Genomic DNA, 23401 nt, shown 5'->3' with positions numbered 1-23401 from the left:
TGGAGGGGAAGCTGAATGCCGTCGACTGGAGGAGCTTTTATTCGCGAAGACCTCATCGTGAAGCCGGAAGGATCGGGCCCATTGTCCGGTTTGTCGTTTGCGGTCAAAGATGTCATCGCCGTAGCCGGACACTGCAGCTCCGCGGGAAATCCAGATTGGCTGCGGACCCACGAGCCGGCCGATCGCCATGCGGAAACGGTTGTCCGCCTGCTGCGGCAAGGCGCGCGCTTGAGCGGCGTGACGCATACCGACGAGCTGATGTATAGCTTGAACGGCGAAAATATTCATTACGGCACGCCGGTCAATCCGAAGGCGCCATCGCGTATTCCGGGCGGTTCATCCAGCGGATCGGCCGCTGCGGTCGCGGCAGGAGCGGTCGATTTTGCCCTTGGGACGGATACGGGCGGCTCGGTACGGGTTCCGTCGTCCTATTGCGGTATCCTCGGCTTTCGTCCAACGCATGACGCCATTCCTATGGACGGTGTCATTCCGCTGGCGCCGGGCTTCGACACGCTCGGCTGGATGGCGGCCGATCCGGAGGTTCTGCTGACGGTCGGCCGGGCTTTGCTTGCGGAGAATGATGATGCTGATGACGCTTCAAAGTCAGACGCGTTGGACACGCATGCGGCAATCGGCAATGAAGCAACTGTAGCGATGCCGATCAACGCTAAGCCGGTGCGGGCGGGCTTCGAACGGATCTATATGGTCCGCGAAGCTTGGGAGCTCGCGGATGCCGAGTGCGGCAGCGCATTAGCGGATTCATGTACAAGCATCGCCTCCATGGCGGAGAAGAGCGGATGGATTGCGATTGCGCCCGAGGGGCTGGCGGAATGGATGAACGCGTTCCGCACGATACAGGGCATCGAGATTTGGACTTCGCACGGCCAATGGATCGAAGACGTCCGCCCGGTTTTCGGACCGGGCATTGCGCAGCGGTTCGCCTGGGCATCCACGCTTACGGAGCAGGACGGTCTGAAGGCCGCCGCGTTCCGCGATAACGTGCGAAGCCGGATGGCGGAACTGCTTCGAGACGATACGCTTCTGCTCGTTCCGACCGTACCCGGGCCGGCGCCGCTGCTGGGGCTGACGGGCGAAGAGCTGGAGCGGCGGCGCGAACGAACGCTGCAGCTCACCTGTATCGCAGGGCTCGGCGGCCTGCCGCAGCTCACCATACCGCTGGCGGATAGGGACGGCGCTCCGATCGGGCTGTCGATCATTGCGGGGCGCGGACAAGATCTGAAGCTGCTCGAATGGGCGGCGGATTTTGTCGGCACGACACCTTTCTATATATTGGGCAAATAATCGTAAGAGAACGCCGAGCTTGACGCAATCGCTGTATCCGGGTTCTTGGCGGCAGAGGAGAGAACGACGATGAAATTGACAATGCTGCATATCGAAGGCGATGAGAAAGCTGCGATCGTGACCGACAGAGGCTGCGTTCTTCTGGAATCGGTAAACGAAGCCGGAGAAGGGCAGTGGGAGACGCGGCTGGACGAACTGCTTCGATCGGAGCGCGTGGATGAGCTTAACGACTGGTACCGCAGCAGCGGATCGGTCCAGCTGCAAAGCATGCCCGCGATTTCCCGCGAGGCGGCGCAGTATGCGCCCCTTTACCGCCATCCGCGAAAAATATGGGGGATCGGCATGAATTACGTGGAGAAAGCGGAGGAGCTCGCCTCCACGCCGCCCGACATGGAGCCGGTCTGCTTCATGAAGCCGGACACGAGTCTGATCGGTCCCGGAGAGGCGATTCGCCTGCCGGCAATTTCCGAGCGGGTTACGGCCGAATCCGAAATCGGCATCATCATCGGAAAAACATGCAAGGCTGTGACGGAAGAAGAGGCGCCAGGCATTGTGGCTGGATATACGCCGACACTGGACATGACGGCGCAGGACATTCATGCGAAGAACCCGCGGTTTCTCGGGCGTTCCAAATGCTTCGACACGTTCTTCAGCTTCGGTCCCCATTTGGTCACGGTTGACGAGTTCGACGATTTGAACGGGATTACGGTACAAACCGGCTTAAACGGCCGGGTTACGCATTCCAACACGGTGGCAAATATGATCTACAGGCCGTTCTTCATCGTATCGTACTTCTCGCAGATGATGACGCTGCTGCCGGGCGATATTATTATGACCGGAACGCCGGGTTCGGTTCTTCTGCGCGAAGGCGATATTGCCGAAGCGCGCATTAGCGGCTTTGAACCGCTATTCAATCCGGTCGCGAAGGAATAGCTTGCGATAGAACGTACCTTATAAGAGCAGGGAGCCCCCCTGCTCTTTATCGATTAAAGGCGATTCGAATAAAAGATTAAAGCTGTTTCAGGAGAGCGAAGAGCGGGTGAACGAAATCCATCAACGATTGAAAGGATGAGGGGTTTGAAGTGGAGCCGCCACAAAGGGTTCCATGGTTGGACATTCTATATTGAATCCCCGGGCGGATTTGCCGTCGAGGTTCTTTGTTGAATGAAGGCGTATCTCAATTAACCGAAGAATGCCGCCAGTTGCGAATATGCTATAATAGGGGAGGGTTATCTACCTTATATCCCTTATTAGGAGAGAGCTATTCATGATCCATTTCATTCGTTTACGGTAATGTGAGGTACAGAACATGTAACCTTGGCCATTTTTTATAAGAGAATGGTTCAGGTTTATTTGTCTGTACCTTTTTTCATTCACCGAATTACGAATGAATGGGGTGCTTTAGTGTGTCCAAACCAAGCAAAAAGAGGATAAGTGCAGAGCTAATCTCGGAATATGAAAAATTGTTCAGATGCCCGATCTGCATGGGTCATATGAAGATGGTCCAATGGAAGAGTCTCGTCTGTATCGATAATAATCATTGCTTCGATCTATCCAAGCGGGGATATATGAATTTATTGTCCGGCTCCTACAGGACGATGTATGATAAACGAATGTTCGAATCGCGAAGAGCGATCAGCAGGAGCGGCGTTTATCGGCCCTTCTATGAGGCCATATGCGATCGAATAACGGCTGAACGGGAAGTGGAGCGCGAGCCGACGAAGGTGATGGATGCGGGATGCGGAGAAGGCTCTCATCTGCACAACATTCAGCAAACGATAGAGCAGCACACGCGGAATCCGCTTGTGGCCGTAGGCATGGACATCTCCAAAGAGGGGATTCATCAAGCGGCGACGGAATACCCGAAAGCGATCTGGTGTGTTGGGGATAATGCCAATAGCCCGTTCGCGGATCAATCATTCGACTATCTTCTGAATATCTTATCGCCGGCTAATTACGCTGAATTCAGAAGAATAATGACGGATGATGGTACGGTGATCAAGGTGATTCCGGGGATCGATTATCTGAAGGAATTGAGGGGCCTTCTTTATGATGGTACGGACAAACAGCTATATGCAAAAGATAATAAGACGCTGGAGCGTTTCAGAGCGCATTTTGAGCGGGTAGAGGCAGAAAGCATTCATTATCGTCTTCCCTTGGATAAGGCGCTCATCGAGCCGCTGATCCATATGACCCCGCTATCCTGGGGGATTGAAGAGGAGCGACTGCAAGACATTCAAGGAAACAACATCGGCGAAATAACGATTGATCTCACGATTCTGTTTGGGAAGAAATCGTCTCGAACATCGTCATATTGAACAAGAAGCAGGCTGCCGGATGTGAACCCTTCCTCGTTAGGCGAGGAAGGGTTCTGTTTGTTCGCGTGTGGTATGCGTGCCGGGAGGCGTTGGATGAAGCGGCGGCGACTTTATTTTTTGGATTGAATCGCCTGGAATAACCGTTCTCTCAAGTCGTCCAAGCTCAGGATACGATCTATTGGTCCAAGTAGATTTTTGATAATATCCGCACCAAAATCATGAATGAGCAAGCCGTTCAAGCATAAATCAGCCATATCGGCAGCGGAATAATCCCCGAAATAACCCTCCAAATAAGGCTTCTCGAAGCGGAACAGATCGCTGGCAACCAGGGCATGTTCATAGATTGGCGGAGCCAAGACGGCATCGGCGAAATCAATAATATATAGTTTTCCATCTCGGCCGAGTATGATATTGTCCGCATTGAGGTCGCCATGAACGAACACCTTGTTGTGGATGGTGTAATGGTTCATATAACGCACGCGTTCATGATTGAAGCTGTCGGCGTACTTATTCCATCTTTCATTCTCGATGCTCCGCTCCAGGATATCGATCGTATGAAATGACTCCGAAGGAGTATTCATGGTATCGGTAATACGGCGCAGCTTCTGTCCGATAATCATTTTTTCTTCATAAGACATGCTGACGGTTCGTTTGGAAAGTTCATCGCCCTCAATATAATCCATGATCAAATATCGGAAGGCGTACCGGTCTTCAATTAATCCGCTGGCAACTAGCGTCGGCGCCGAAATATGAAGCGCGTTGGCTCTGCTCATTCCGAACTCCTCTGTATGGAAATCGATCGTGCTATTCAGACCGGACTCTGGTGGCGCAAAAATTTTGACGATATACTCGCCGACTTTGAATACGGCATTGGTGCCGGGCGTACAGTTTTCGATTTGATGAAAGGGCAGTTTTTCATGTTGAAAGATCGCCCGGATGAGCGGCTCAAAGGCTTCAATCGATTGAAAGTGGCTTCCCCACGACGACCAGCCGCTGATTTCTCTTGTAAATATATTATTCATGGACATCCGCTCCTTATGGTAGTATGTATTGGAAACTGTAAGATTCAAGGCGGAAGATTGAGCTCGCGATTGCTGCCGCCCAGGAGGCTACTATGAAGGATGAAAGTAAGGCCATAAGGATCAAGCAAGCACTGGTGATTCCGAACATCATGCTCTTTAGCATCTTTCTTAGTTCTCTATTGTTTAATTTAATTCGTTTCGATCGGTATTACGAAGGTATATGGATTTATTTTCTCGTTGGTATGATTTTATTTTGTTTCATTATGTTGGCAATCGAAATTCGCAGACTATTTATAAAAAAACCACCGGTTTTACTCATCCATCCGGATTCTCTATCCATTCGCGGCTGTCTGATTGAAGCGGCCCAAATGGAGCGAATCATGGTGATGGGATACTTCAAACCGGCAGTGGGTGTTAAGGTAATCGGAAAAAAATGGGTTCCGACCCATCTCTGTTTCCGATTTGTCGGCGAAGAGCATGTGGGAATCGATGAACTCGCGAAATGGGCGGAGCAAAACCGTATTCGGGTTGTTAATAAACCGTTTACGAGGTCGTGGTAACAGGCTGATCAGGCCATCTAGGCTAGCATTAATCGCCCCCGCTCTGTGAAGCGGAAGTTCTCATCCGGTACCGCGTATGAAACAGCAGTACATAGAAAATCTCCAGCCGGCGCGGTATCTTGAAGCTCAACCATGAGCTCCTTCGATCGGTCAACAGTGACGAATTCTGCAAGCGTCATATGAGCGGAGAATGGATAACGCCGCTGCGGAGCGCCTTCGAATACCGGGGCAGCTTCCAATGCGGTCCGAAGCAGATCCAGCTTATCCTGTGGTTCAATCGCAAGGCAAACGCCGGGGTGAGGCAAGTAATTCATCAACGGGCCATAGTGAATGGTGAACGGTTGAATGGTTGATGCGATTCGCTTAAGTTCATTACATTGAGGCTCACGAAGCGGTCCTGGCAAGGGCAGCGTCAAGCTAATATGTGCATCGCAGCCTGACGCTGACTGCGCGTCAACCTTTTCCCGAATCGCGTTCACTTGGGATATCAGCGGTTCAGGCGGGAATATCAAGAATACGCCAAACCGGTATCACTGCTGCCAAGCCTTCCATTGACTACTATTCTCCACGTAATTCGTTACCATCCGAATTCGCCTCCTTCTATAGAGAAAGCAGAGCATGATTAAAGTTAAATGGACACATCCACGTCGATATGAGGTGATGACATGAAGCGCAGCGTGAAGCCTGCAGCAGCACTGTTCGTGTTAGTCGTATTTATGCTAATCGTGGCGGGATGCAGTGAGACGGCGCCGGAACAGGAGCCTCCGTTAACGACGAAGAACCTCGATGAACTATACCCGGGCGATATTCAGAAGGTGGACTATATCGAGATTCGCAGCGGATCAACGGGGGAACTTAGAACGTATACGGATGAGAAGCAGATACAAGATTGGATTCGTGAAGTGCGTGACACGCCGTTCGTTCCCGACCCGAATCAAGAAGGCCGGACAGGCTTTCTCTATGCGGTCACTCTCTTTGTGAACAAGGAAGTGCAGTTCAGTTTTACGACGAACAGTACGGGCAGGCACTATTATATTCACAATGATGGATTGCTGGAGAAAATTCAAGCGCTTTTTGAAAGCGGCAGCGAGGGTGGGAGTGACAGCGGCAGTGGAAGTGTGGAGGCAAAAGGGGAAGGAGCAAATTGATGAAGTAGACTAGAGGTGAAGTAGAACCAGAGTTGAAGTAGAACCAGAGTTGAAGTAGAAAGGCAGTAGTTTGGATGTAGGCGTACTAGGGAGCGCTCGATGATGAAGCGGGGTAGGGGGGATGGCTATTGGCTAGGTACTTGAGCCGATCGGCGTGATAGCCGCCCCGCGGCAGCAATCTGGTGCTGTAAGACCGAAAAAAAAGGGCGTTACAGCATAGGGTCCCGCGAAGGAGAAGGGCTGTAACGCCGTATTTGGCCGTTACAGCTCGTGATCAGTCGCCCTGCGGCGGCAAGCTATAGCTGTAAGTCCACACACGTGCGAAAGAATGGCGTGATATTGATTTTTCAACAACCTGCTTAAGCCATGGAATTCCAGAATGTCACTTTATCGATTGGCAGCCGGGTCGTCGGACGGCCTTCCTGTGCGGCTTTGCCAAGCGCAATCACCATGACCGGCACATATTGGTCCGAGATGCCGAACAGCTCTTTCAGTTTGACGGGATCGTAGCCGCCCATCGGCAGCGTGTCATAGCCTTTCGCCCGCGCGGCCAGCATGAGCTGCATCGAGACGAGTCCGCCGTCGACGAGAGCGATCTCCTTCAGTTTGTCCTGAGGGAGCGAACCGTATAAGTTGAGCGAATTCTGCACAAACTGAGCCTTGAATTCTTCGGTCATATAGCCTGCTTTCACGGCTTGGGAATAGATATCTTCCGCTTTCTCGTAGCCCTTCAGATCGCCAAGGACGACGATGCCGACCGATGCTTCGGCCACCCGCTGCTTATTAAAATCTAGAACGGCTGACTCAAGCTTGCTCTTGCTCTCCTTATCATGCGCGACCAAGAAACGCCACGGCTGCATATTGGAAGAGGATGGCGCCAGCGTCGCCGTCTCCAATATTTCCTTCAACACTTCCTTCGAAATATCCGCCGGTTCATAAGAACGGACCGAACGGCGCCCTTCCACGACCTTCATAAAATCTTGCACATCTTGTACTTGAACTGTCATTATGAGTAACCTCCAAATAGATTCTCCCGTATGGTTCATACGATTAACTGTAATTCAAATGAGTACAGTATATCTTCTAAACTGTACCCAAGTCAATTGCAGTATGTTCCAGTTGTGAATAGTATTAGCGAGTGTTGGATCGACCATGTAAGACATCTATTTGCCTTTCAAAATCACGAAACCTCAGGTACCGGGGATAAGTACCTGAGGTTTTCCTTTTGTTCCACGCAACTAAACCCAGATCATGGCGTATAACTGGATACTAATGATAAAAATATGCAAAAAGTGGAGGTAAATCGTGCGTAAGTTGATTCCATTTACTTGTCTAATTATGATCCTTCTTCTAACGGGAGCCGTACTGCCGCCTGCGCAAGCGCAACCTGCAAGCAAAGGCGTACAGCCGATGCCGCTGTTAATTAAAAATCATTTTGTGCTGTTCCCAGGGGAATCGGCGCCTTTCATTAAGAACAATCGGCTTATGGTGCCGCTGCAGCCGCTGGCTGACATTATCGGGGCAAGCGTCGATTCATATACATCGAAGAGAGGGACTTCGTACACCATTAGGGCTCTTTCCAATTATGAATCGGTCGCGGGTCTGCGTGAAGGGGTGGATTGGGCTGTCTATGAAACGGATCTTGGTTATTATTTCGAAGCAGCCCCGGAGATGCGGGCGGGATCGTTATTTATTCCGCTGACACCGATACTGCAGAAGCTTTATTCCTACAGCTATGAAGTCCGTACGGAAAACGGCCGGAAGGTGCTCGCCATTATGGATCGGGAGCAAGGGGACAGACCGCTAAGAGAGATCATCAAAGATCAACCGGTCGAGTATCCCCATCTGTTGGCGGATCCGGCATACCCCTTCATTCCGCTCTCGCTTCAGCAAGAAGAGGTGCATCCGGAGCACAACAAGAATCCGTATCAGTTGACGCTGACGCTTGAGCGGACGGAGGATCAATACGGACAGCCGATCCAGCAGGAGTTTATGGTAATCGCGGTAGACAGCAGCGGAAAGGCGACAGAGCGCGTCATTCCATGGACGCTGGAAACCGGACAGGGGTCGTCGGACTCCATCGTTACCGTGAACTTCAGCTTACCCTCCAAAGCCTCCTACGTCCTGTTCCGTGCAGAGCCTGGCTCCGAGAGCGAAATCATTTACCCGTCAGGACTCAATCTAGAGCTTACAATGGGCCGCGTGCTGGATAAGCTATTTGACACGAAGAAACTATTCGAAGACCTGGACGTTGAGGTCATGACAAGTTCAATCGAGAACGGCGAGATGAAGCTTGTCGTACGCCGGCTGTGGATTCATGATCAAGCACTTCCTGCCGAAGAAGTTGAACGGATCAAACAAACGTTATATGAGTTTGCCGGCAGAAGCTTTCCGTTACAGATTCAGAATGTCGTTATATCTCCGGAACCGAACATGCCAGGGGTGATACGGTCGATTAACAAAGACGGCACCATGCTCATCGAGAATCCTGACAGGCTGATGGAAGACGGCAAGCCGGAAGCCATGCTTATTAGGTTGGAGCAGGACGCGGTAATTGAACACAAAGGCAAGGAAAGCCGCATAATGGTAAAAGATTTGAGGACTGGATTGAAGGTCGACGTCTGGACGCAAGGGTCGTCGGTGACAAGCGACCGGACGGTAGGCAAAGTCGTTCAGATGCAAGTTACGGTAATATAGATAGCGAGAAAACAACCCCTCCGGTTAAAGCCGGAGGGGTTAAGAATCTTGCGGCTGCTTGGCAGTGGAGCGCAGCAAAGCTGATTTATTTTCATCAATCCCGGAGGTGCAATATCAATTGGAAATCAAGCGGATCATAGACAGAGCGTATGATTTCGAGGAAGAGCAGCAGCAAGCATTGGACGAGGGCAGAATTACTGAGGAAGAATGGTACGAAATAAAGACGGCACATTTTACGGAGCATTATTTGTCAGCGGATAATCCAAGGGCGCAATCCGGTCACGGGGGCGACGAGCAGCACTATTTTCACAACCATTTCATGCTTATGGATACGATGACGAAGAGCGGCACTTTCATCGATGTGGGATGCGCGAACGGCCACTTGATCGAGTCCCTGCACCAATGGATAACGGCGCTGAATCGGATTCAAATCGATTTCTACGGATTGGATATTTCGGAAGGGCTGATCGAGCTGGCCCGGAAGAGACTGCCGGACTGGAAGGACAAGTTCACCATCGGGAATGCTTTCGGATGGGCGCCGGAGAAGAAGTTTGACTATGTATGCGTGAAGGAATTGGCGTACGTTCCGCGCAATAAGAGAAAGGCTTTCTTCGAGCACCTGTACCTTCATTACGTTGCCGATCAGGGGAGATTGATTCTGGGACCGTGCAGTGAAGAGAAAGCGTCTCGGGAGACGGAGGATCAATTGATTTCATGGGGCTACACGCCTTCTGGCTATATTGAACGATCGCATAACAGAAGCGTGCATGTCGCAAGAAGAGTATTTTACTTCGATAAGAAGGGTTAAGCTGCTGCAAGAGGCTGTTCCTTTTTCGCACCGCGGGCTGGGAACTGCACACGGTGCGAAAAGCTCATATCGGAACTGGAGAAGGCTATCGAAAGGCAGCTCCTACTCCCGAAATCATTCCTCCTTGATTCGTTCATAAATAATACCGCGTATTCGTTCCTCGCTGAGGTTGAACATGACGGCCAATTGTCTAATCGGGACACCGCCGCTGTGCTTTCGCCGGATTTCCGCATTGCGCTGTTGAAATTCATCTTGAATTCCAGTCGAAGCGCCCCACGATTGACGGCCGGATTGGGGGATATAGAGATGCTGCCCTTTCACATATTTCTGAATCTCTTCGATTAACGCCTTGGGCAGCACATCACGGGCATTCACGTATTTTTTCATCACGACTCCTTCATACGTTCTTTGTCAACCGTAATGAATTCAATTCTTCCAAAGTGTCGTTAGTGAAGCCTTCCGCTGCCATAGCGGCAAATACGTCAAAATGGTTTAAGGTCATTCTAGTCAAAACATGCCGTACATCTAATTGCTTCATCGACTGAAGAGCGCCTTGAAGGAGCCGCTTCTTATCCGCTTTGGCAACCTTATATTTTGGCCGAAAATGAAGCCCGAATCCGATGGCTTCGAAATAGGCTTCCTCCGCATCGGGACGATATAGAAATACTTCATAATAGGCCAAGCCCGCGATCTCGCCGGTCTCTTGATTCCGAATGCCAAGCGTAACCCGGCTCCGGGACGGTCCGGCAGGAAACTGCCGATTGACCAGCTCGGCCATGGCGTCTTCTCCGTCTTCAAGCAATATGGCGTTCAGCTTTCCTGTTTCCATATCGGTCACAGCCTCGATTCCATCCGCGTCAAAAGAATCGGGAGCGCTCCAATCCGTCAATGAAAGCTGACAAGTAATCGTGCTATACTCATCCGATTGAAATCCGCAGCGCTCCAGCACGGTGATCGCTTCGTTTCGGACCTGCCCGAACTTTGTGTTCACCCATGCAAACAGCTTGCTTCCGCCATGGCGCACAACGTAACTCCCGCATTCATCGACTAATGCAGGCAATGCATCCTCGCAGTCAGCTAAGTAACCATACGCCAGATTACCGTTTCGTGAAAACTCAGATAGGCTGATCTCGGCGACGGCCACGATTTGCCCATCACAAACGGCGACATAGGCCGGTGGTTCAATCGCTCCCGTTACCGTTATCGTATTGTTTTTTACATACCGCTGTAACGTATCGTTAATTAGCTTCAAGAGATCGTCCGCATCATCGTCCGGGGTCACTTCTCTGACCGTAATGGACTTTCGATTCACTTAACCAGCTCCTTCAAGAAGAATACCTTCAGTATAAGCAGCGGCAGCGGATAATCCTATACTAACATTTTTTGTGAAAAATCTTCGAGCGACTCCAAGCAGGCGGTAAAGTTTATCTATAAATGTTGTATTCCTCCCACGATGAGGAGTAACAGATATAATGAGATCATAGTTTGTGTTTATTTTGAGCAAAATGGCTGAACGGAGTGAATGGTGTGGAGTTGTATATTTCTAGTGAGTTGAATCAAACAGACAAAGCCTATGTAACAAACAAGATGATTGCGTTTAATTTTATTCATTTTCCCGATGAGTTGAAGGGCAGATACCAAGAAATCAATCTTTTTTTAAAAGATGCTCGCGGGCAGATATATGGCGGACTCGTTGGGGAAATATGTTGGAACTGGCTAGAGATCCAGTATCTATTTGTTGAAAGCGAGTTTAGAAAATCAGGCTATGGGAAGCAGCTTCTAGCCGAGGCTGAAAGAGTAGCTAAAGATAAAAAATGCGAATTTATAAAATTAGATACATTGAGCTTTCAAGCTCTAGATTTTTACAAAAAACAAGGCTTTGAAGTGTTTGGAACGATTCAGAATGCGGGCAGGCATACTCATTATTATTTGAAAAAGGATATCTGACATCCGATGAATCATGGACCGTTATTCCCCGCAGCTTGAGACCATTTGCCGACGATCGTTTGTTCGCAAGAGGAAAAGCCACCTGACCATTAAAGGGTCAGATGGCTTTTCGATATTAATAAACATTACAACATGGGCCTTCTTTACTCAGCTACAAACGGTTTATCTTGTGATACGGCAAGCTGATTCAGATACAGGTTCGTTCCATCTCCAATTGCAAAGTTAAGAATCCGTTTATTAACCGGAGTGATTATAGCGCGGTACAGCGTCGGGAATACTGGAATCTCATTCACCATCAGCTGCTGCCATTCCTTGTAAATGCCTTGACGTACCTTCACATCAAAGGCCGCTTCTGAAACACCCTCTTTAAGCAATTTATCCTGCTCGTCACTCGCGTAACGCGGGAAGTTCAACAATGCATCGCGCCCGTATAAGCCCGATGGATCAACGTCAATTCCTACGCCCCAAGCACCCTGATAAACATCTACTTTCGGGTCATCTTTTCCTTTACTGCCGACACGATCATAGAATGTGTTGAATTCCACCATTTCCAGCTGTACGTTCAAGCCGATCGCTTGCCAGGACTGTACATAATATTGGGCGAGCGGCTCTGCAATATCCCCGCCTGTCATGGAAATAAAGTTAATCACTAATTCGCTGCCATCCGGATTTGTACGGAATTTTCCATCCATTTTGTATCCGGCATCGTCCAAAATTTTCTTAGCCAGCTCTGGATCATAAGCAAGGCCTTTAATTGTAGAATCATGGTATTCAGGGTGGGAAGGCGGAATAAGCGTCGTCGCATTCCAGCGCAAACCGTGATAGAATTTTTTACCGACCTGATCGTTATCGACCGCATGCCACATCGCTTTCCGTAAGTTCACATCGCCCATTTTTGCTTTTGGATCAGGAATGACCTTGCCAGCCTCGGCATCCCACTTGCCAAGTTTGAAGCCAATGTACGTATACGCACGATCAATCGCACCTAAGAATTCAAGATTTGATAGATTTGCATTATCCGGGTATTGGTCTACCGGGAAACTATCAACGAGATCGACTCCGCCGCTTTTCAGCTGTTGAACGACGGTCGTAGGATTAATTACTTTCAGAACAACCTCATCCAAGGCGGGTTCTCCACGCCAGTAATCGGTATTTTTCTCATAGACGACAGATTCTCCAGGAACGATGCTTTTCACCTTAAACGGCCCGAAGCCGATTGGTTTCTCACGAACCTCCGGGGAAGAAGAAATCTTATCCACGTCCATATTGCCGAAGATATGCTTGGCTAACGGATAAGTCCATACTCCGCCTGTCAATAAGGATGGCGTTGATTGAATGTACGTAATTTTGAGTTTTTTCTCGCTAAGAACTTCTATACCAGAGATCGTTTTTGCTTTTCCCTCGTGGTATTCCGTCATCCCGACAATGTTGGTGAAGCTGGAGTCATACCTCAGACCGTCATATTTCTTGTCTCCAATGACTTCATGAGCAAATAACCAGTCTTCAGCCGTTACCGGCTTGCCATCATGCCAGTTTACGTTATCACGAATCGTAAACGTAAATGTTTTGCCGTCTTCCGACACTTCGTAAGTTGCCGCTCCATCATTCGTGTATACATAGCTTTTATCCCAAGTAAGCAGCGGTTCATCAAACCAGCTTAACACCTGAGCATCCGGGTCGCTGCCATAGAAACTAAAATTTAGCGTTCCTTCGAAAGGTGTATCCGATACCAGACCAAACGTAATTGATCCCCCCTTTATTGCTTCGCCCTCATTCTTCTTCACATTGCTGAAATCCTCAATCGAATAGAGACCATCATCTGGAGCAGGCTTCTCTGTCGGAGTCTCAGCCGGTTTCTCCGTACCATCTGTCGGGCTCGGTGTGTTTACAATGTTCCCGTTATTCGTTGAACAAGCTGCAAGAACGACCAGGAATGCCAACATAAGCGGTATAAATAAAGACCTTGCAAACACCGTTTTCTTCTTCAACATCATTTTCCTCCTTTGTTATCCTTTTCTTTGTCTTGCGTCCGTCGCACGCTTTAGCGCTTGACCGACATTGTTTATACTCAACATCAATACCAGAATCAGTATCGATGCAGGTAACCATATCCACCATCTCATCTCTAGCGTTTGCGGATCTCTGGCATAACTGACCAACGTGCCCAAGCTGGGCATGCTCTCTGGAAAACCGAAGCCGAGGAACGAGAGTCCAGACTCCAAACCGATATTTGCCGCCAAGTTCAATGTCATCGTTACAATAATGATGGAGCTTAAATTCGGCAATACTTGTACCATCATTATTTTAAAGTGAGACGTGCCTAACGTTTTGGATGCCTGAACATAATCAAGCTCTTTCTCCTGCAGCGCTTTCGAACGAATCAATCTTGCAATCCCCATCCATAGAAAAGCTGTCATAATAAGCGAGAATGACATAATATTATATTCAGGCGCGGCTGTAACAAACGCAATGACGATCATTAAAGTCGGTAATATCATAAAGAAATCTACAAATCGCATAAAGATATTGTCTACGGTGCCTCCGAAATAACCGGAAACGAGTCCTATAAAAACGCCAATTACACCTGTAAATGCAGTAACAATAAAAGCTATAGATAACGAGTTCCGAGTTCCGATTATTAACTGTCCAAAAACATCGCGACCTCCATAATCAGTACCTAACCAATGTTCGGCCGAAGGCGGCTTTTTCAGTGCGAATAAATCAACCGTTACAATTTGCTCCTGATTCAGAACAAGAGATATGCCATAAACAGATAAAATGATGAAGCTTAAAAAGATTAGAGATACCAAAGCCAACTTGTCTCGTACGATTTCCCGCCAAATAATATTCCAGCTTGAGGGGCTTTTGTCCGCGGTTATGGAAATGGTCGTTTTTCTCACTTCTTTCACCTCAACGAGTGGAATTCTTATTTAATTCGAATACGAGGATCAACGATGCTTAAAACGATGTCCGAGATTAATGCCCCGAGAATAGATGCCACTCCATACAATAAAACTAGCGCAGTAACGACACTGAAATCCCGCAGCGCGATCGAGCTTAAAAATAACTCGCCCATTCCCGGATAACTGAAGATACCCTCAATGAATACCGTGCCTCCAATGAGTCCAGTAATCTCATAACCAAAAAAAGCGGCGATCGGCAATAACGAATTCCTTAAAATATGGCGATTATAAACGCGGGATTCTGAGGCTCCCTTTGCTCTAGCCGTTATAATGAAATCTTTATGCTTCGTATCGATAATCTCGCTTCGAAGATATTGAACAGTTGAGACGGTTGTGATGAGTGCCATCGAAAGGGCTGGAAGCAGTAAATGATAAAATTTGCTCATAAAATGTTGAAAGGTACCTGCTTCCAGCCCTGGAGCGACGCTTCCTCCCGTTGGAAACCAACCGAAATGAAAGCCGAACACCCACAACATAACCAAAGCGAAAATAAAAAGCGGTGCTGCAAATCCAATGTATGTATATCCTGTAATGAATCGATCCGCCCATGTGTCGTTATAGCGTCCGCTTATAATCCCAAGCGGTATCGCAATTATATAGGTAAGTACTAATGTAACGACGGATAACCAAAAGGTATTCATCATACGCTGGCCGATCAGTTCAGACACCGGCATTTTGAAGCGAAACGATTGTCCGAAGTCACCTTGAACAGCTTTCGTAATCCAGTCCCAATATTGTATATGCCACGGATTGTTAAGCCCCAGCCTCTCTCGCTGAGCATCAAGCACAGCCGGATCTACGGAAGGATCCAAAAGGCCAGTCAAAGCGTCCCCCGGCATGGCTTTAGCCATTAGGAAAACGAGTATGCTTAATAAAAAAATTTGAGGAATCATAATGACCATTCTTCGTGCAACTGTCCGCCACAACGTCTTCACCCTCTCCCAGGCAAAGCCACGTAATGTGTTTCTGAAATTGGTTTTAACGGATACGCCAAGCCTTCCTCGTCAAAATAGTTTTCAACCATTTGTTCAAATTCCACTTTTACCGCTTCTCGAATCGAGTTCTTTTCGTCCCGCTTCGCCGGATCAATATCAGGTATGGCCGAAATCAGCCGCTTTGTATAAATATGCTGTGGATGATTGAAAATATCGGATGTTGTCCCTCGTTCTACGAAACGGCCTTTATACATAATGCCAATATGATCACACATATGCCGGATAATGCCGAGATCATGACTAATTAATAAATAGGTAAGGTTCAGCTCCTTCTGAATGTCATGCATAAAGTTTAGCACCTGCGCTTGTACAGATACGTCCAGCGCTGATACGGGTTCATCGGCAATAATCAGCTTCGGCTTCAAGGCAATGGCTCTGGCAATCCCGATTCGTTGCCGCTGGCCTCCCGAAAATTCATGAGGATATTTATAAATCATTTCCGGGCTTAAGCCCACTTGTTCCAACAACTGCTGTACATTGCGCTTCTCTTCTGCAGCGGACAGCTTCTCAAAATTCCGAAATGGTTCCGCGATAATATCGAGCACGCGTTTCTTTGGATTCAAGGAAGAATAGGAATCCTGAAATATCATTTGAATGTCTCTACGAAAGCCTTGTCTTCGAAGTCCACCTGCAGCAAGCTGATGACCTTGGAAGAGAACACTGCCCGATGTAATCGAAGTTAAACCTATGATGGCTCTGCCTGTCGTGGTCTTGCCAGATCCGGACTCGCCTACTAAACCATAGGTCTGTCCTTGCTCCAAGGAGAAATGTAGACCGTCTACCGCTTTGATTGGTTGGCTCTTTCTACTAAAAAGGCCGCCACGATTCGGAAAATGCACCTTTAGATCGCTGATCTCAAGAAATGACATGCCGATGGTCCCCCTTTTGATCAGGGAAGTGGAAGTGCTTGTAGCAACTGCATCTGACGAAATGACCCGGAGAGATTTCATGCATCTCCGGATGCTCTTCATGTGCAGACTCAGCAATCCATGGCATCCTCGAACGGAAACGACAGCCCTTCCTGGGGAGATTCTGAAGAGAGGGCACAATTCCCTGAATGACGTGGAGCTTAGACTTCGCTTCACTGACAGTCGGAATGGATTGCAGCAACGATCTGGTATAAGGATGCTGCGCTTTATAGATAAGCGTGTAAATATCAGCAATTTCAACAATTTGTCCGGCATACATCACAGCGACTCGGTCAGCCATTTCTGCCACAACGCCTAAGTCATGCGTAATCAAGACAATGCCTGCCTTGCTTTCATTCTTGAGTCGCCTCAGCAATTCAAGAATTTGCAATTGTATCGTTACATCAAGTGCTGTAGTCGGTTCATCGGCAATCAATAGCTTTGGATCATTTGCAATCGCTATCGCAATAATGACACGCTGCCTCATCCCGCCGGACAATTCATGGGGGTACCGCCCATAAGTATGCTCTGGATGAGGAATCCCAACTTTAGATAATAGTTCTATCGTTCTATCCGATCTTTCCTTTTTCGAGAGCCTAGGCTGATGCAGGAGAATAACCTCTTCAATCTGAGAACCTACGATCATAAGCGGATTTAATGCTGATAAAGGATCTTGAAAAATCATGCCTATCTCTTTTCCTCTCAGCTTGTTCAGCATGGAGGGTGTCATCCCGACAATGTCCTGCCCCTGGTAATAGATATTCCCCTTTACCTTTGCTCTCGTATGGAGGCCCATGATGGAATAGGCTAGCGCACTTTTGCCGGAACCAGATTCCCCGACTATCGCAAGCACCTCATTTTCTCTAACCGTTATCGTCACATCATCGACTGCTGCATAATCATGATCTGCAATTCGAAAAGAAGTCGTTAAATTCTCAATTTTCAGCAGTTCTTTATTCCCAGTATGCAATGGAACCCTCCTTGTACAAACATATTTTCCATTAAATTAATATATGGAACTTTTTGTGTTTTCACCTCACATTAGATATAAATCTATATGACATAATTATGTCATTATTAAATCCAAATAACCCCAGAAACAACATAGAACTCAGGTGAAATATTCCTATCTGCGAAAATAGGAGGACAGTATGTTAAATAGTGCGATTGCCCTTTGCAGACTACGGATTGTGGACTTTTTATTATATCCAATTCTAAATAATGTTTTAAAAAAATACAATATGTGGAATGGATGATCTGGTCTTTTCAAAATACTATGAATTGTATAGCAATGAATAAATGCAAGTCGAGTTCTACGGATTAGATATTTCGGAAGGGTTGATCGAGCTGGCCCGGAAGAGATTGCCGGACTGGAAGGACAAGTTCTACATCGGGAACGTCATTTACAAAATATTAATCTTCTCATCGGAGAAGTCGGCTTGGTTCACAATTGCTTCATATGCTAAAATGACGAAAACTCGATACGCGTAAGGAGGGAGGATCTTCGTGGACCCCAAGTGGAAGGAACAGCTGGAGATTCCCGGGAAAACATCGCCATAATCATCGGCGGTGTTTTTTTGTGTTTGCTGAACCGCTGCACACGTCTCATTATCGGCGGTTTGAAGAAACTTTATGTTTATCGATGATTTACCTTGTCATCAGGTTTGATATGGCTATAGAGTTTAGGTATGACAAGGAATGGAGGGCTGAGCTTCATGGATCAACTATCTCCCCGAGACTATCATCAAATAGATGGAATTATTCAGGATCGGTTTAACTGCCGGAACGTGTTCGTGCATTCGGTTCTGGATCAGAATCAACCGGGAACGGTCTATGTAAACGATAGCAGTCATCCGACCTCGGGCTTAGTTGTTCACCGGGGTGGATGCTACTATGTGTTCGGTGATACCGCGGATTCTGAGTTTAACAGAGCGCTTATTGATTTTTTGCAAAATCGGTTCAATCATTCCAATTACTTCGATCTGTATGTATCGTCTCTAGATTGGATACGCTTGCTGGAGCCAGCGCTGAAAGGGAATGTGGTTCGATTAACCCGTTCACACTATATTCTTCGTGAAGATGCGGAAGTGAATCGCGATGCCGAAATACCCGAAGGGTATCAATTATCGGCGGTCGATGAACGACTTTTCATCAAGTACCGCAGCACGATGGACCGGACCTATGAGCTTCTGTGGGGCTCGGAGAAAGCATACCTTCAACACGCTTTTGGATTTTGCCTGCTGGCCAAGGACGAATTCGCCAGTGTTTGCAATACCTTCTTCGTAGGGGGAGGCCTGATCGCACCGGATATTGTTACATTGGATAACCATCGGAACAAGGGTCTTGCCGCTATTGTATGTACTTCATTTATTAAAGCAAGCAGAAAGCTGGGGCTAACCCCCTATTGGGATTGTGACGCAGGAAATACGGCATCCAACAGACTTGCCAACCGGCTGGGCTTCACTAAAGTAGGAGATGTACCCATTCTCTGGTGGCACGAGAATCAGGACGTGATTCATCAATACCTGAAGAAATATCATTACTCAACTGAATAAACGGTTTAAAAACCTTCCATTTGAAGCCTGGATATACTAGGGCTAATGGGAGGTTTTTATGATGAGCGGATCACAAGAACACAAGCATGTTGTTTAAACCTACATATATTGAAGGAAATCAGTAGGTTTAGAGGGGTGAAGTCCATGATTTTAAGAGGGCTTGTCGATTTTAACATCTCGTCGGGTCTGGACCCGAGCACTCTTTTTATTAATGAATGCGGGGGAGGACCCGCAGCCAGTTTGTTTCGAATTCCGGACGGTTCCATAGTCATTCTCCAGAGGGGAAGCATTAAGAAAAGGATGCGCGTCATTAAGGGTGATGCCTCGGAATGCGATTTTCATTTCGCCGAATTAAATCCGAATACAGCCCGGCTGTTCAGAGTCAAAGCGGAAGAGCGTTTCTTGCTCGTCTTCAATGGGAGAACGAGAGTAATGAAGATGATCAGAGTACCTGTGACCCGCGACACGGCTTTATTCGTCCTTGACCGGAACAGGCTCCACGAAAACGCGATTACGTTAGGCGGTCCATTCATTGATGATTTAGGGATTTTCAGTACCAGAAAAACGATAATCGTCATTCGCGGAGGCGTGTGCAAAAGATTTCGAATCCTGAAAAGCAGAGTAGAGACTCCGGATCTATTCTTTCAATTAACGGCAGCCAACGCGTCAAGATTTGGACTGAACAACGGCAAGAAATATCGATTGGCTTATAATCAAATAACGAACAGACTCGTGATTGGAATGCAGGTGACATAACCTTATAACAGGGTCTATCAGACAATGGAAAACGATAGTTGAATCAAGTACAAGAACGAGCAGGCGCCGCGGCAGCCTGCTCATTGTATTATATCAATGGGCGGTTATCTTCCTATAAAGAAAATGGAAAATATATGTACTGATAATGGTATAGTATATACGAATTGAAGCAGAGAGAGTGGGAATCAGAAGTGCTTTATTCAAGAAGCAAACCTATTCACGAAGCAAACCTATTCACGAAAGGAGAATGAAGGTTGTATGGCTGCAAAAACAGCGTTCTCGGAAGAGGAGCTGTCACAACTACTATCCCATTACAGCTTGGGAAAATACATAGACTCCATCCCGTTTACAAGCGGAACAGTACAAACCAATATCAGGCTCCAAACGACACAGGGGCAGTTTGTTTTTAGATATTATGAGAATCGCACGGTAGATTCCGTCTTGTTTGAAACGAACCTGCTTCTCTATTTGAAGGATCATCATTATCCCTGTCCGGCGCCACTCCGTAATATACACGGTACCTTGGTTGGCATTCATAAGCAGAAGCCTTACGTCATGTTTGAATTTATTGAAGGTCAGCATATTCAGGAGCCGACGGAGAGGCAACACAAGCAGCTCATCCAGAAGGTGGCGGAGCTGCATAACTTGACGGCAAACTATACGCCGGTTCATCAAGAATATCGATGGAATTACAGCATTGAGCTTTGCCGCGCATTGGCGCAGCAGGCATCAAAGCGTATTAACACCGCAACTTCACTAGAGAAATTATCATGGTTAGACAATGAACTGCTCCGGTTGGAGCTTCCGGAGTCGTTGCCCAAGGGGATTTGCCACGCGGATTTCAACTTCTCCAATGTCCTCTTTCAGAATGATGAATTTAGGACTTTGTTGGATTTTGATGATGCGAACTACACGTTCCTCCTCTTTGATCTGGTAGGATTGATTGAATCCCGGGCATGGCGCTACGATAAAGATACAACGCTCAACTTTAATGAGGCCAAGAAGGTTCTGTCCGAATATATGCGCTATAGACCTTTAAGCAGCGTCGAAAGAAAGCATTTGTTCGATGTGTATAAATTGAGCATTTTGTTTGATTGTGTCTGGTATTTCAATAGAGGAGATGCGGCGGATTTTTTTGAAAAAAGAAAGATTGACTTCCTGAATCGATCAGGAAGAAAGGCATTTTATCAGGAGTTATTTCCTTGTTGAATGTTTAATCGCCGAAAATCATTCCGATAGAGGAGCGTATGCCATATGATAAGACCTGCCGACCTGAAGGACGAAGATATTTGGAATATCCTTAGCGCAAGCCGGGAGGGGGAGCTGGAGAAAGTGAAGCAGCTGATTTCGCGCCGCCCCGAGCTGGTCCACTTCGTATATAACTACACGCCTCCGATTCACTTTGCCGTTCGCGAGGGACATCTGGACATCGTCCGTTTCCTGCTGGATTTGGGAGCCGATCCGACCTATCGTACTTATCCCTTCCAAGATTCGCTGCTGACGATGGCCCAGGATCGCGGCCATCATGAGATAGCGGAGCATCTTCTGGAGATCCTGTCTCTCCGGTTTCCTATCATGGAAGGCCTCGCCGGTTTTCTGGATGCTGCCCGTAACGGCGATCTTGCCCGTGTTCAATCGGAGCTGGAGCGTAATCCCAATCTGGCTCGCGTCAGCAACGACACCGGCGATACGGCGCTTCATCAGGCTGCAGCGGGAGGTCACCTGCAGATCGTGACGGCGCTTCTCGATGCCGGAGCACACGCGGACGCCGTACGCGCCGACGGAGTCCGTCCCATTAACTGCGCGCTGGATCAAGGCGACGGCAAATCAGCTCTTCTTGCCGGCGTGCTTCTGGAGCGGGGCGCCGCGTACAACATCTATCTGGCCGCGGTCCTCGGCGATGGCGTCTACGTTCGCGATGCGCTCCTCCGCGATTCGGCTCTGTCCAACTTCGAGGACACCTCGCACAGGCGTCCGATCTCGGCCGCTGCGCGGCGCAATGACCTCGGCATGGTGAAGCTGCTCCTCGATCACGGTGCGGACCCCAGCCTGCCGGAAGAGGGCGCGCCTCTTGGCCAGGCGCTCTGGACCGCCGTATACCAGAAACAGCATGATATGGCGAAGCTGCTGCTTGAGCATGGAGCGAATCCGAATACCGCGCCGGAGTCAAGCGGCAGCGTGCTGCTCCACGCGCAGAAAGACCCCGAGCTGCTGCGCATGCTCCTCAAGTACGGAGCACAGGACAACTCTGGCGACTTGGACAGCTTCCAAAGGCTGGTCAGCGACAACGCGCTTGCCGACGTTGAGCGGCTGTTGATAGAACACCCCGAGCTGTCGCGTCAAGCAAGCGCGTTCTGGGGTGAGGGAATCCTCAGCGAGCCTGCTAACCAAGGAAATCGCGAGATGCTCGAGCTGCTGCTCCGTCATGACGCGCGCGTGCCGGACGTTTCGAAGTGGGGCCGATACTATTATTTCAAGCACGATGAAATCTCCGCATTGCTGCTGCAGAACGGCATGAATCCGAATCACATGAACTGGCATCATGTCACGCTCCTACACGATATGGCGCAGGAGGGGGATCTGCGGAAGGCTCGTTTGCTGCTCGATTATGGTGCCGATATCAACGCCGTTGACGAGGAGTACCGTTCGACCCCTCTCGGCTTCGCAGCCCGCTGGGGTCAGCGCGAGATGGTCGCGCTGCTGCTTGCTCGAGGCGCCGATCCGAACAAGTCGGGCGCGCCGTGGGCGACTCCGCTAGCCTGGGCGCAGAAGAAAGGCCACTCCGATATCGAAGCCGATCTGCGGCGGGCGGGTGCGCGATAACGGCGGAGGGACACGAGAGCACGAGAGCACGAGAGCTTAAGGAGGCAGCTATGGCAACTAGAGTCTACTTGTTTTTGGAAGAAGAAGATTTCAAATTGGAGGCATGGGAGAATGCAGGGCCGGAGTACAAGCGCTGTATTGACAACCATCGGGTTGCCGTCCGTCCTGGCCGCAATTTGAACCATGCCGATATCGAAGTTCAGTGCGACGATGCAGGGCTGGCGCTGAAGTTCAGCCTGTGTGATATATGGCAGGAACAATCTTCGATGCTTGCGTCAATGAAGCAAAGCGTCGTCGAGGATGTACAGGATAAGGATTATGACTATTGGGATCAGATTCCCCCATTCGGAGTCGTTGAGCTGTACAGGATTGAGTTGGAGCGTAGAGAGGCGGCGACCGAAGCCGAAGTTACGGCTTTTCTCAGACTGGTCGAGCATTTCCTGAGCAAGCATTTTATGATGTATGTTATCCGAGAAAGTGAGATCCAGTCGATTCATTCATATATTATCGATTGGAGCAACGGCAACTTGAAGACGTTTACTCATGACGGGGAAACGGGCTATCGGGTGAAAACTTATTATTAATATGGACGAAGTCGT

At 48.6% G+C, this 23401-nt stretch carries 23 protein-coding genes and 1 pseudogene; 14 read left to right on the top strand and 10 right to left on the bottom strand.

Going from position 1 to position 23401, the window contains the following annotated elements; genetic code table 11:
• The first annotated feature begins 15 nt into the window (after positions 1 to 15).
• The 4 genes and pseudogenes from L1F29_RS28520 to L1F29_RS28505 all read left to right on the top strand — a co-directional run bounded on the left by L1F29_RS28520 (position 16) and on the right by L1F29_RS28505 (position 3620).
• On the top strand, positions 16 to 1302 hold the full coding sequence (locus L1F29_RS28520) for an amidase family protein (protein WP_258385399.1): 1287 nt from the start codon (positions 16 to 18) through the stop codon (positions 1300 to 1302).
• A gap of 69 nt (positions 1303 to 1371) precedes the next feature.
• Complete coding sequence (locus L1F29_RS28515) at positions 1372 to 2235, top strand: fumarylacetoacetate hydrolase family protein (RefSeq protein ID WP_258385398.1); 864 nt, start codon at positions 1372 to 1374, stop codon at positions 2233 to 2235.
• Between the two features lie 88 nt (positions 2236 to 2323).
• Positions 2324 to 2466 (top strand): annotated as a pseudogene (locus L1F29_RS28510) (VOC family protein); the annotation flags it as partial.
• A gap of 335 nt (positions 2467 to 2801) precedes the next feature.
• Positions 2802 to 3620, top strand: coding sequence for a methyltransferase domain-containing protein (locus L1F29_RS28505; RefSeq protein WP_309252348.1), 819 nt, complete (start codon positions 2802 to 2804; stop codon positions 3618 to 3620).
• A 110-nt stretch (positions 3621 to 3730) separates the two neighbouring features.
• Here the strand turns inward: L1F29_RS28505 and L1F29_RS28500 are convergent, their stop codons facing one another.
• Positions 3731 to 4642 (bottom strand): aminoglycoside phosphotransferase family protein, encoded by a 912-nt coding sequence (locus L1F29_RS28500; protein WP_258385397.1) that lies wholly within the window; start codon positions 4640 to 4642, stop codon positions 3731 to 3733.
• Between the two features lie 92 nt (positions 4643 to 4734).
• Here L1F29_RS28500 and L1F29_RS28495 point away from each other — a divergent pair, with 92 nt between their 5' ends.
• A complete protein-coding gene (locus L1F29_RS28495) occupies positions 4735 to 5202 on the top strand; it encodes a hypothetical protein (protein WP_258385396.1) in 468 nt (155 codons plus the stop codon).
• Between the two features lie 17 nt (positions 5203 to 5219).
• Here L1F29_RS28495 and L1F29_RS28490 read toward each other — a convergent pair whose 3' ends face one another.
• On the bottom strand, positions 5220 to 5681 hold the full coding sequence (locus L1F29_RS28490; protein WP_258385395.1) for a 2'-5' RNA ligase family protein: 462 nt from the start codon (positions 5679 to 5681) through the stop codon (positions 5220 to 5222).
• A gap of 186 nt (positions 5682 to 5867) precedes the next feature.
• Here L1F29_RS28490 and L1F29_RS28485 point away from each other — a divergent pair, with 186 nt between their 5' ends.
• Positions 5868 to 6350: a hypothetical protein gene (locus L1F29_RS28485; protein WP_258385394.1), complete on the top strand. Its 483-nt coding sequence runs from the start codon at positions 5868 to 5870 to the stop codon at positions 6348 to 6350.
• 359 nt (positions 6351 to 6709) lie between these two features.
• Here the strand turns inward: L1F29_RS28485 and L1F29_RS28480 are convergent, their stop codons facing one another.
• A complete protein-coding gene (locus tag L1F29_RS28480) occupies positions 6710 to 7357 on the bottom strand; it encodes a nitroreductase family protein (RefSeq protein ID WP_258385393.1) in 648 nt (215 codons plus the stop codon).
• Between the two features lie 298 nt (positions 7358 to 7655).
• Here L1F29_RS28480 and L1F29_RS28475 point away from each other — a divergent pair, with 298 nt between their 5' ends.
• Both L1F29_RS28475 and L1F29_RS28470 read left to right on the top strand, forming a co-directional pair.
• Complete coding sequence (locus L1F29_RS28475; RefSeq protein ID WP_258385392.1) at positions 7656 to 9047, top strand: hypothetical protein; 1392 nt, start codon at positions 7656 to 7658, stop codon at positions 9045 to 9047.
• A 118-nt stretch (positions 9048 to 9165) separates the two neighbouring features.
• The gene (locus L1F29_RS28470) at positions 9166 to 9855 is read left to right on the top strand and encodes a class I SAM-dependent methyltransferase (RefSeq protein ID WP_258385391.1); all 690 of its coding nucleotides are present in this window, start codon (positions 9166 to 9168) and stop codon (positions 9853 to 9855) included.
• Between the two features lie 114 nt (positions 9856 to 9969).
• On the opposite strand, the gene L1F29_RS28465 is transcribed toward L1F29_RS28470, so the two are convergent.
• A complete protein-coding gene (locus tag L1F29_RS28465; protein WP_258385390.1) occupies positions 9970 to 10242 on the bottom strand; it encodes a CD3324 family protein in 273 nt (90 codons plus the stop codon).
• Between the two features lie 10 nt (positions 10243 to 10252).
• Positions 10253 to 11167 carry a hypothetical protein gene (locus L1F29_RS28460; RefSeq protein ID WP_258385389.1) on the bottom strand — a complete coding sequence of 305 codons (915 nt, stop codon included), beginning with the start codon at positions 11165 to 11167 and terminating at the stop codon, positions 10253 to 10255.
• A 215-nt stretch (positions 11168 to 11382) separates the two neighbouring features.
• On the opposite strand from L1F29_RS28460, the gene L1F29_RS28455 reads away from it, so the two are divergent.
• A complete protein-coding gene (locus L1F29_RS28455) occupies positions 11383 to 11802 on the top strand; it encodes a GNAT family N-acetyltransferase (RefSeq protein WP_258385388.1) in 420 nt (139 codons plus the stop codon).
• 143 nt (positions 11803 to 11945) lie between these two features.
• On the opposite strand, the gene L1F29_RS28450 is transcribed toward L1F29_RS28455, so the two are convergent.
• The 5 genes from L1F29_RS28450 to L1F29_RS28430 are packed head-to-tail and all read right to left on the bottom strand — an operon-like array spanning position 11946 to position 17638.
• Positions 11946 to 13793 (bottom strand): oligopeptide ABC transporter substrate-binding protein, encoded by a 1848-nt coding sequence (locus L1F29_RS28450; protein WP_258385387.1) that lies wholly within the window; start codon positions 13791 to 13793, stop codon positions 11946 to 11948.
• Between the two features lie 15 nt (positions 13794 to 13808).
• Positions 13809 to 14702 (bottom strand): ABC transporter permease, encoded by an 894-nt coding sequence (locus L1F29_RS28445; protein WP_258385386.1) that lies wholly within the window; start codon positions 14700 to 14702, stop codon positions 13809 to 13811.
• A gap of 26 nt (positions 14703 to 14728) precedes the next feature.
• Entirely contained in the window at positions 14729 to 15691 is a 963-nt protein-coding gene (gene opp4B / locus L1F29_RS28440; protein ID WP_258389834.1) for an oligopeptide ABC transporter permease, read from the bottom strand.
• 5 nt (positions 15692 to 15696) lie between these two features.
• Entirely contained in the window at positions 15697 to 16629 is a 933-nt protein-coding gene (locus L1F29_RS28435) for an ABC transporter ATP-binding protein (protein ID WP_258385385.1), read from the bottom strand.
• Positions 16616 to 17638: an ABC transporter ATP-binding protein gene (locus L1F29_RS28430; protein WP_258385384.1), complete on the bottom strand. Its 1023-nt coding sequence runs from the start codon at positions 17636 to 17638 to the stop codon at positions 16616 to 16618. Before L1F29_RS28430 ends, L1F29_RS28435 begins: the two co-directional genes overlap by 14 nt.
• A 745-nt stretch (positions 17639 to 18383) precedes the next feature.
• On the opposite strand from L1F29_RS28430, the gene L1F29_RS28425 reads away from it, so the two are divergent.
• The 5 genes from L1F29_RS28425 to L1F29_RS28405 all read left to right on the top strand — a co-directional run bounded on the left by L1F29_RS28425 (position 18384) and on the right by L1F29_RS28405 (position 23386).
• Positions 18384 to 19223: a GNAT family N-acetyltransferase gene (locus L1F29_RS28425; RefSeq protein ID WP_258385383.1), complete on the top strand. Its 840-nt coding sequence runs from the start codon at positions 18384 to 18386 to the stop codon at positions 19221 to 19223.
• 144 nt (positions 19224 to 19367) lie between these two features.
• Positions 19368 to 19979, top strand: coding sequence for a hypothetical protein (locus L1F29_RS28420; RefSeq protein WP_258385382.1), 612 nt, complete (start codon positions 19368 to 19370; stop codon positions 19977 to 19979).
• Between the two features lie 258 nt (positions 19980 to 20237).
• Complete coding sequence (locus L1F29_RS28415; protein ID WP_258385381.1) at positions 20238 to 21188, top strand: homoserine kinase; 951 nt, start codon at positions 20238 to 20240, stop codon at positions 21186 to 21188.
• Positions 21189 to 21233: 45 nt separating this feature from the next.
• The gene (locus tag L1F29_RS28410) at positions 21234 to 22802 is read left to right on the top strand and encodes an ankyrin repeat domain-containing protein (RefSeq protein ID WP_258385380.1); all 1569 of its coding nucleotides are present in this window, start codon (positions 21234 to 21236) and stop codon (positions 22800 to 22802) included.
• Positions 22803 to 22852: 50 nt separating this feature from the next.
• Complete coding sequence (locus L1F29_RS28405) at positions 22853 to 23386, top strand: hypothetical protein (RefSeq protein ID WP_258385379.1); 534 nt, start codon at positions 22853 to 22855, stop codon at positions 23384 to 23386.
• Positions 23387 to 23401 lie beyond the last annotated feature (15 nt).

Origin of the sequence: Paenibacillus spongiae, assembly GCF_024734895.1 — a bacterium.
Classification (GTDB): domain Bacteria; phylum Bacillota; class Bacilli; order Paenibacillales; family Paenibacillaceae; genus Paenibacillus_Z; species Paenibacillus_Z spongiae.
This window is presented reverse-complemented; position numbering and strand designations above follow the sequence as displayed.

Coding starts and splice junctions, on each gene's coding strand:
- L1F29_RS28520 (WP_258385399.1), top strand. CDS start 16: ATGCCGTCGACTGGAGGAGCTTTTATTCGCGAAGACCTCATCGTGAAG.
- L1F29_RS28495 (WP_258385396.1), top strand. CDS start 4,735: ATGAAGGATGAAAGTAAGGCCATAAGGATCAAGCAAGCACTGGTGATT.
- L1F29_RS28450 (WP_258385387.1), bottom strand. CDS start 13,793: ATGTTGAAGAAGAAAACGGTGTTTGCAAGGTCTTTATTTATACCGCTT.
- L1F29_RS28515 (WP_258385398.1), top strand. CDS start 1,372: ATGAAATTGACAATGCTGCATATCGAAGGCGATGAGAAAGCTGCGATC.
- L1F29_RS28405 (WP_258385379.1), top strand. CDS start 22,853: ATGGCAACTAGAGTCTACTTGTTTTTGGAAGAAGAAGATTTCAAATTG.
- L1F29_RS28425 (WP_258385383.1), top strand. CDS start 18,384: ATGGATCAACTATCTCCCCGAGACTATCATCAAATAGATGGAATTATT.
- L1F29_RS28410 (WP_258385380.1), top strand. CDS start 21,234: ATGATAAGACCTGCCGACCTGAAGGACGAAGATATTTGGAATATCCTT.
- L1F29_RS28415 (WP_258385381.1), top strand. CDS start 20,238: ATGGCTGCAAAAACAGCGTTCTCGGAAGAGGAGCTGTCACAACTACTA.
- L1F29_RS28435 (WP_258385385.1), bottom strand. CDS start 16,629: ATGTCATTTCTTGAGATCAGCGATCTAAAGGTGCATTTTCCGAATCGT.
- L1F29_RS28480 (WP_258385393.1), bottom strand. CDS start 7,357: ATGACAGTTCAAGTACAAGATGTGCAAGATTTTATGAAGGTCGTGGAA.
- L1F29_RS28420 (WP_258385382.1), top strand. CDS start 19,368: ATGATTTTAAGAGGGCTTGTCGATTTTAACATCTCGTCGGGTCTGGAC.
- L1F29_RS28485 (WP_258385394.1), top strand. CDS start 5,868: ATGAAGCGCAGCGTGAAGCCTGCAGCAGCACTGTTCGTGTTAGTCGTA.
- L1F29_RS28505 (WP_309252348.1), top strand. CDS start 2,802: ATGGTCCAATGGAAGAGTCTCGTCTGTATCGATAATAATCATTGCTTC.
- L1F29_RS28465 (WP_258385390.1), bottom strand. CDS start 10,242: ATGAAAAAATACGTGAATGCCCGTGATGTGCTGCCCAAGGCGTTAATC.
- L1F29_RS28500 (WP_258385397.1), bottom strand. CDS start 4,642: ATGAATAATATATTTACAAGAGAAATCAGCGGCTGGTCGTCGTGGGGA.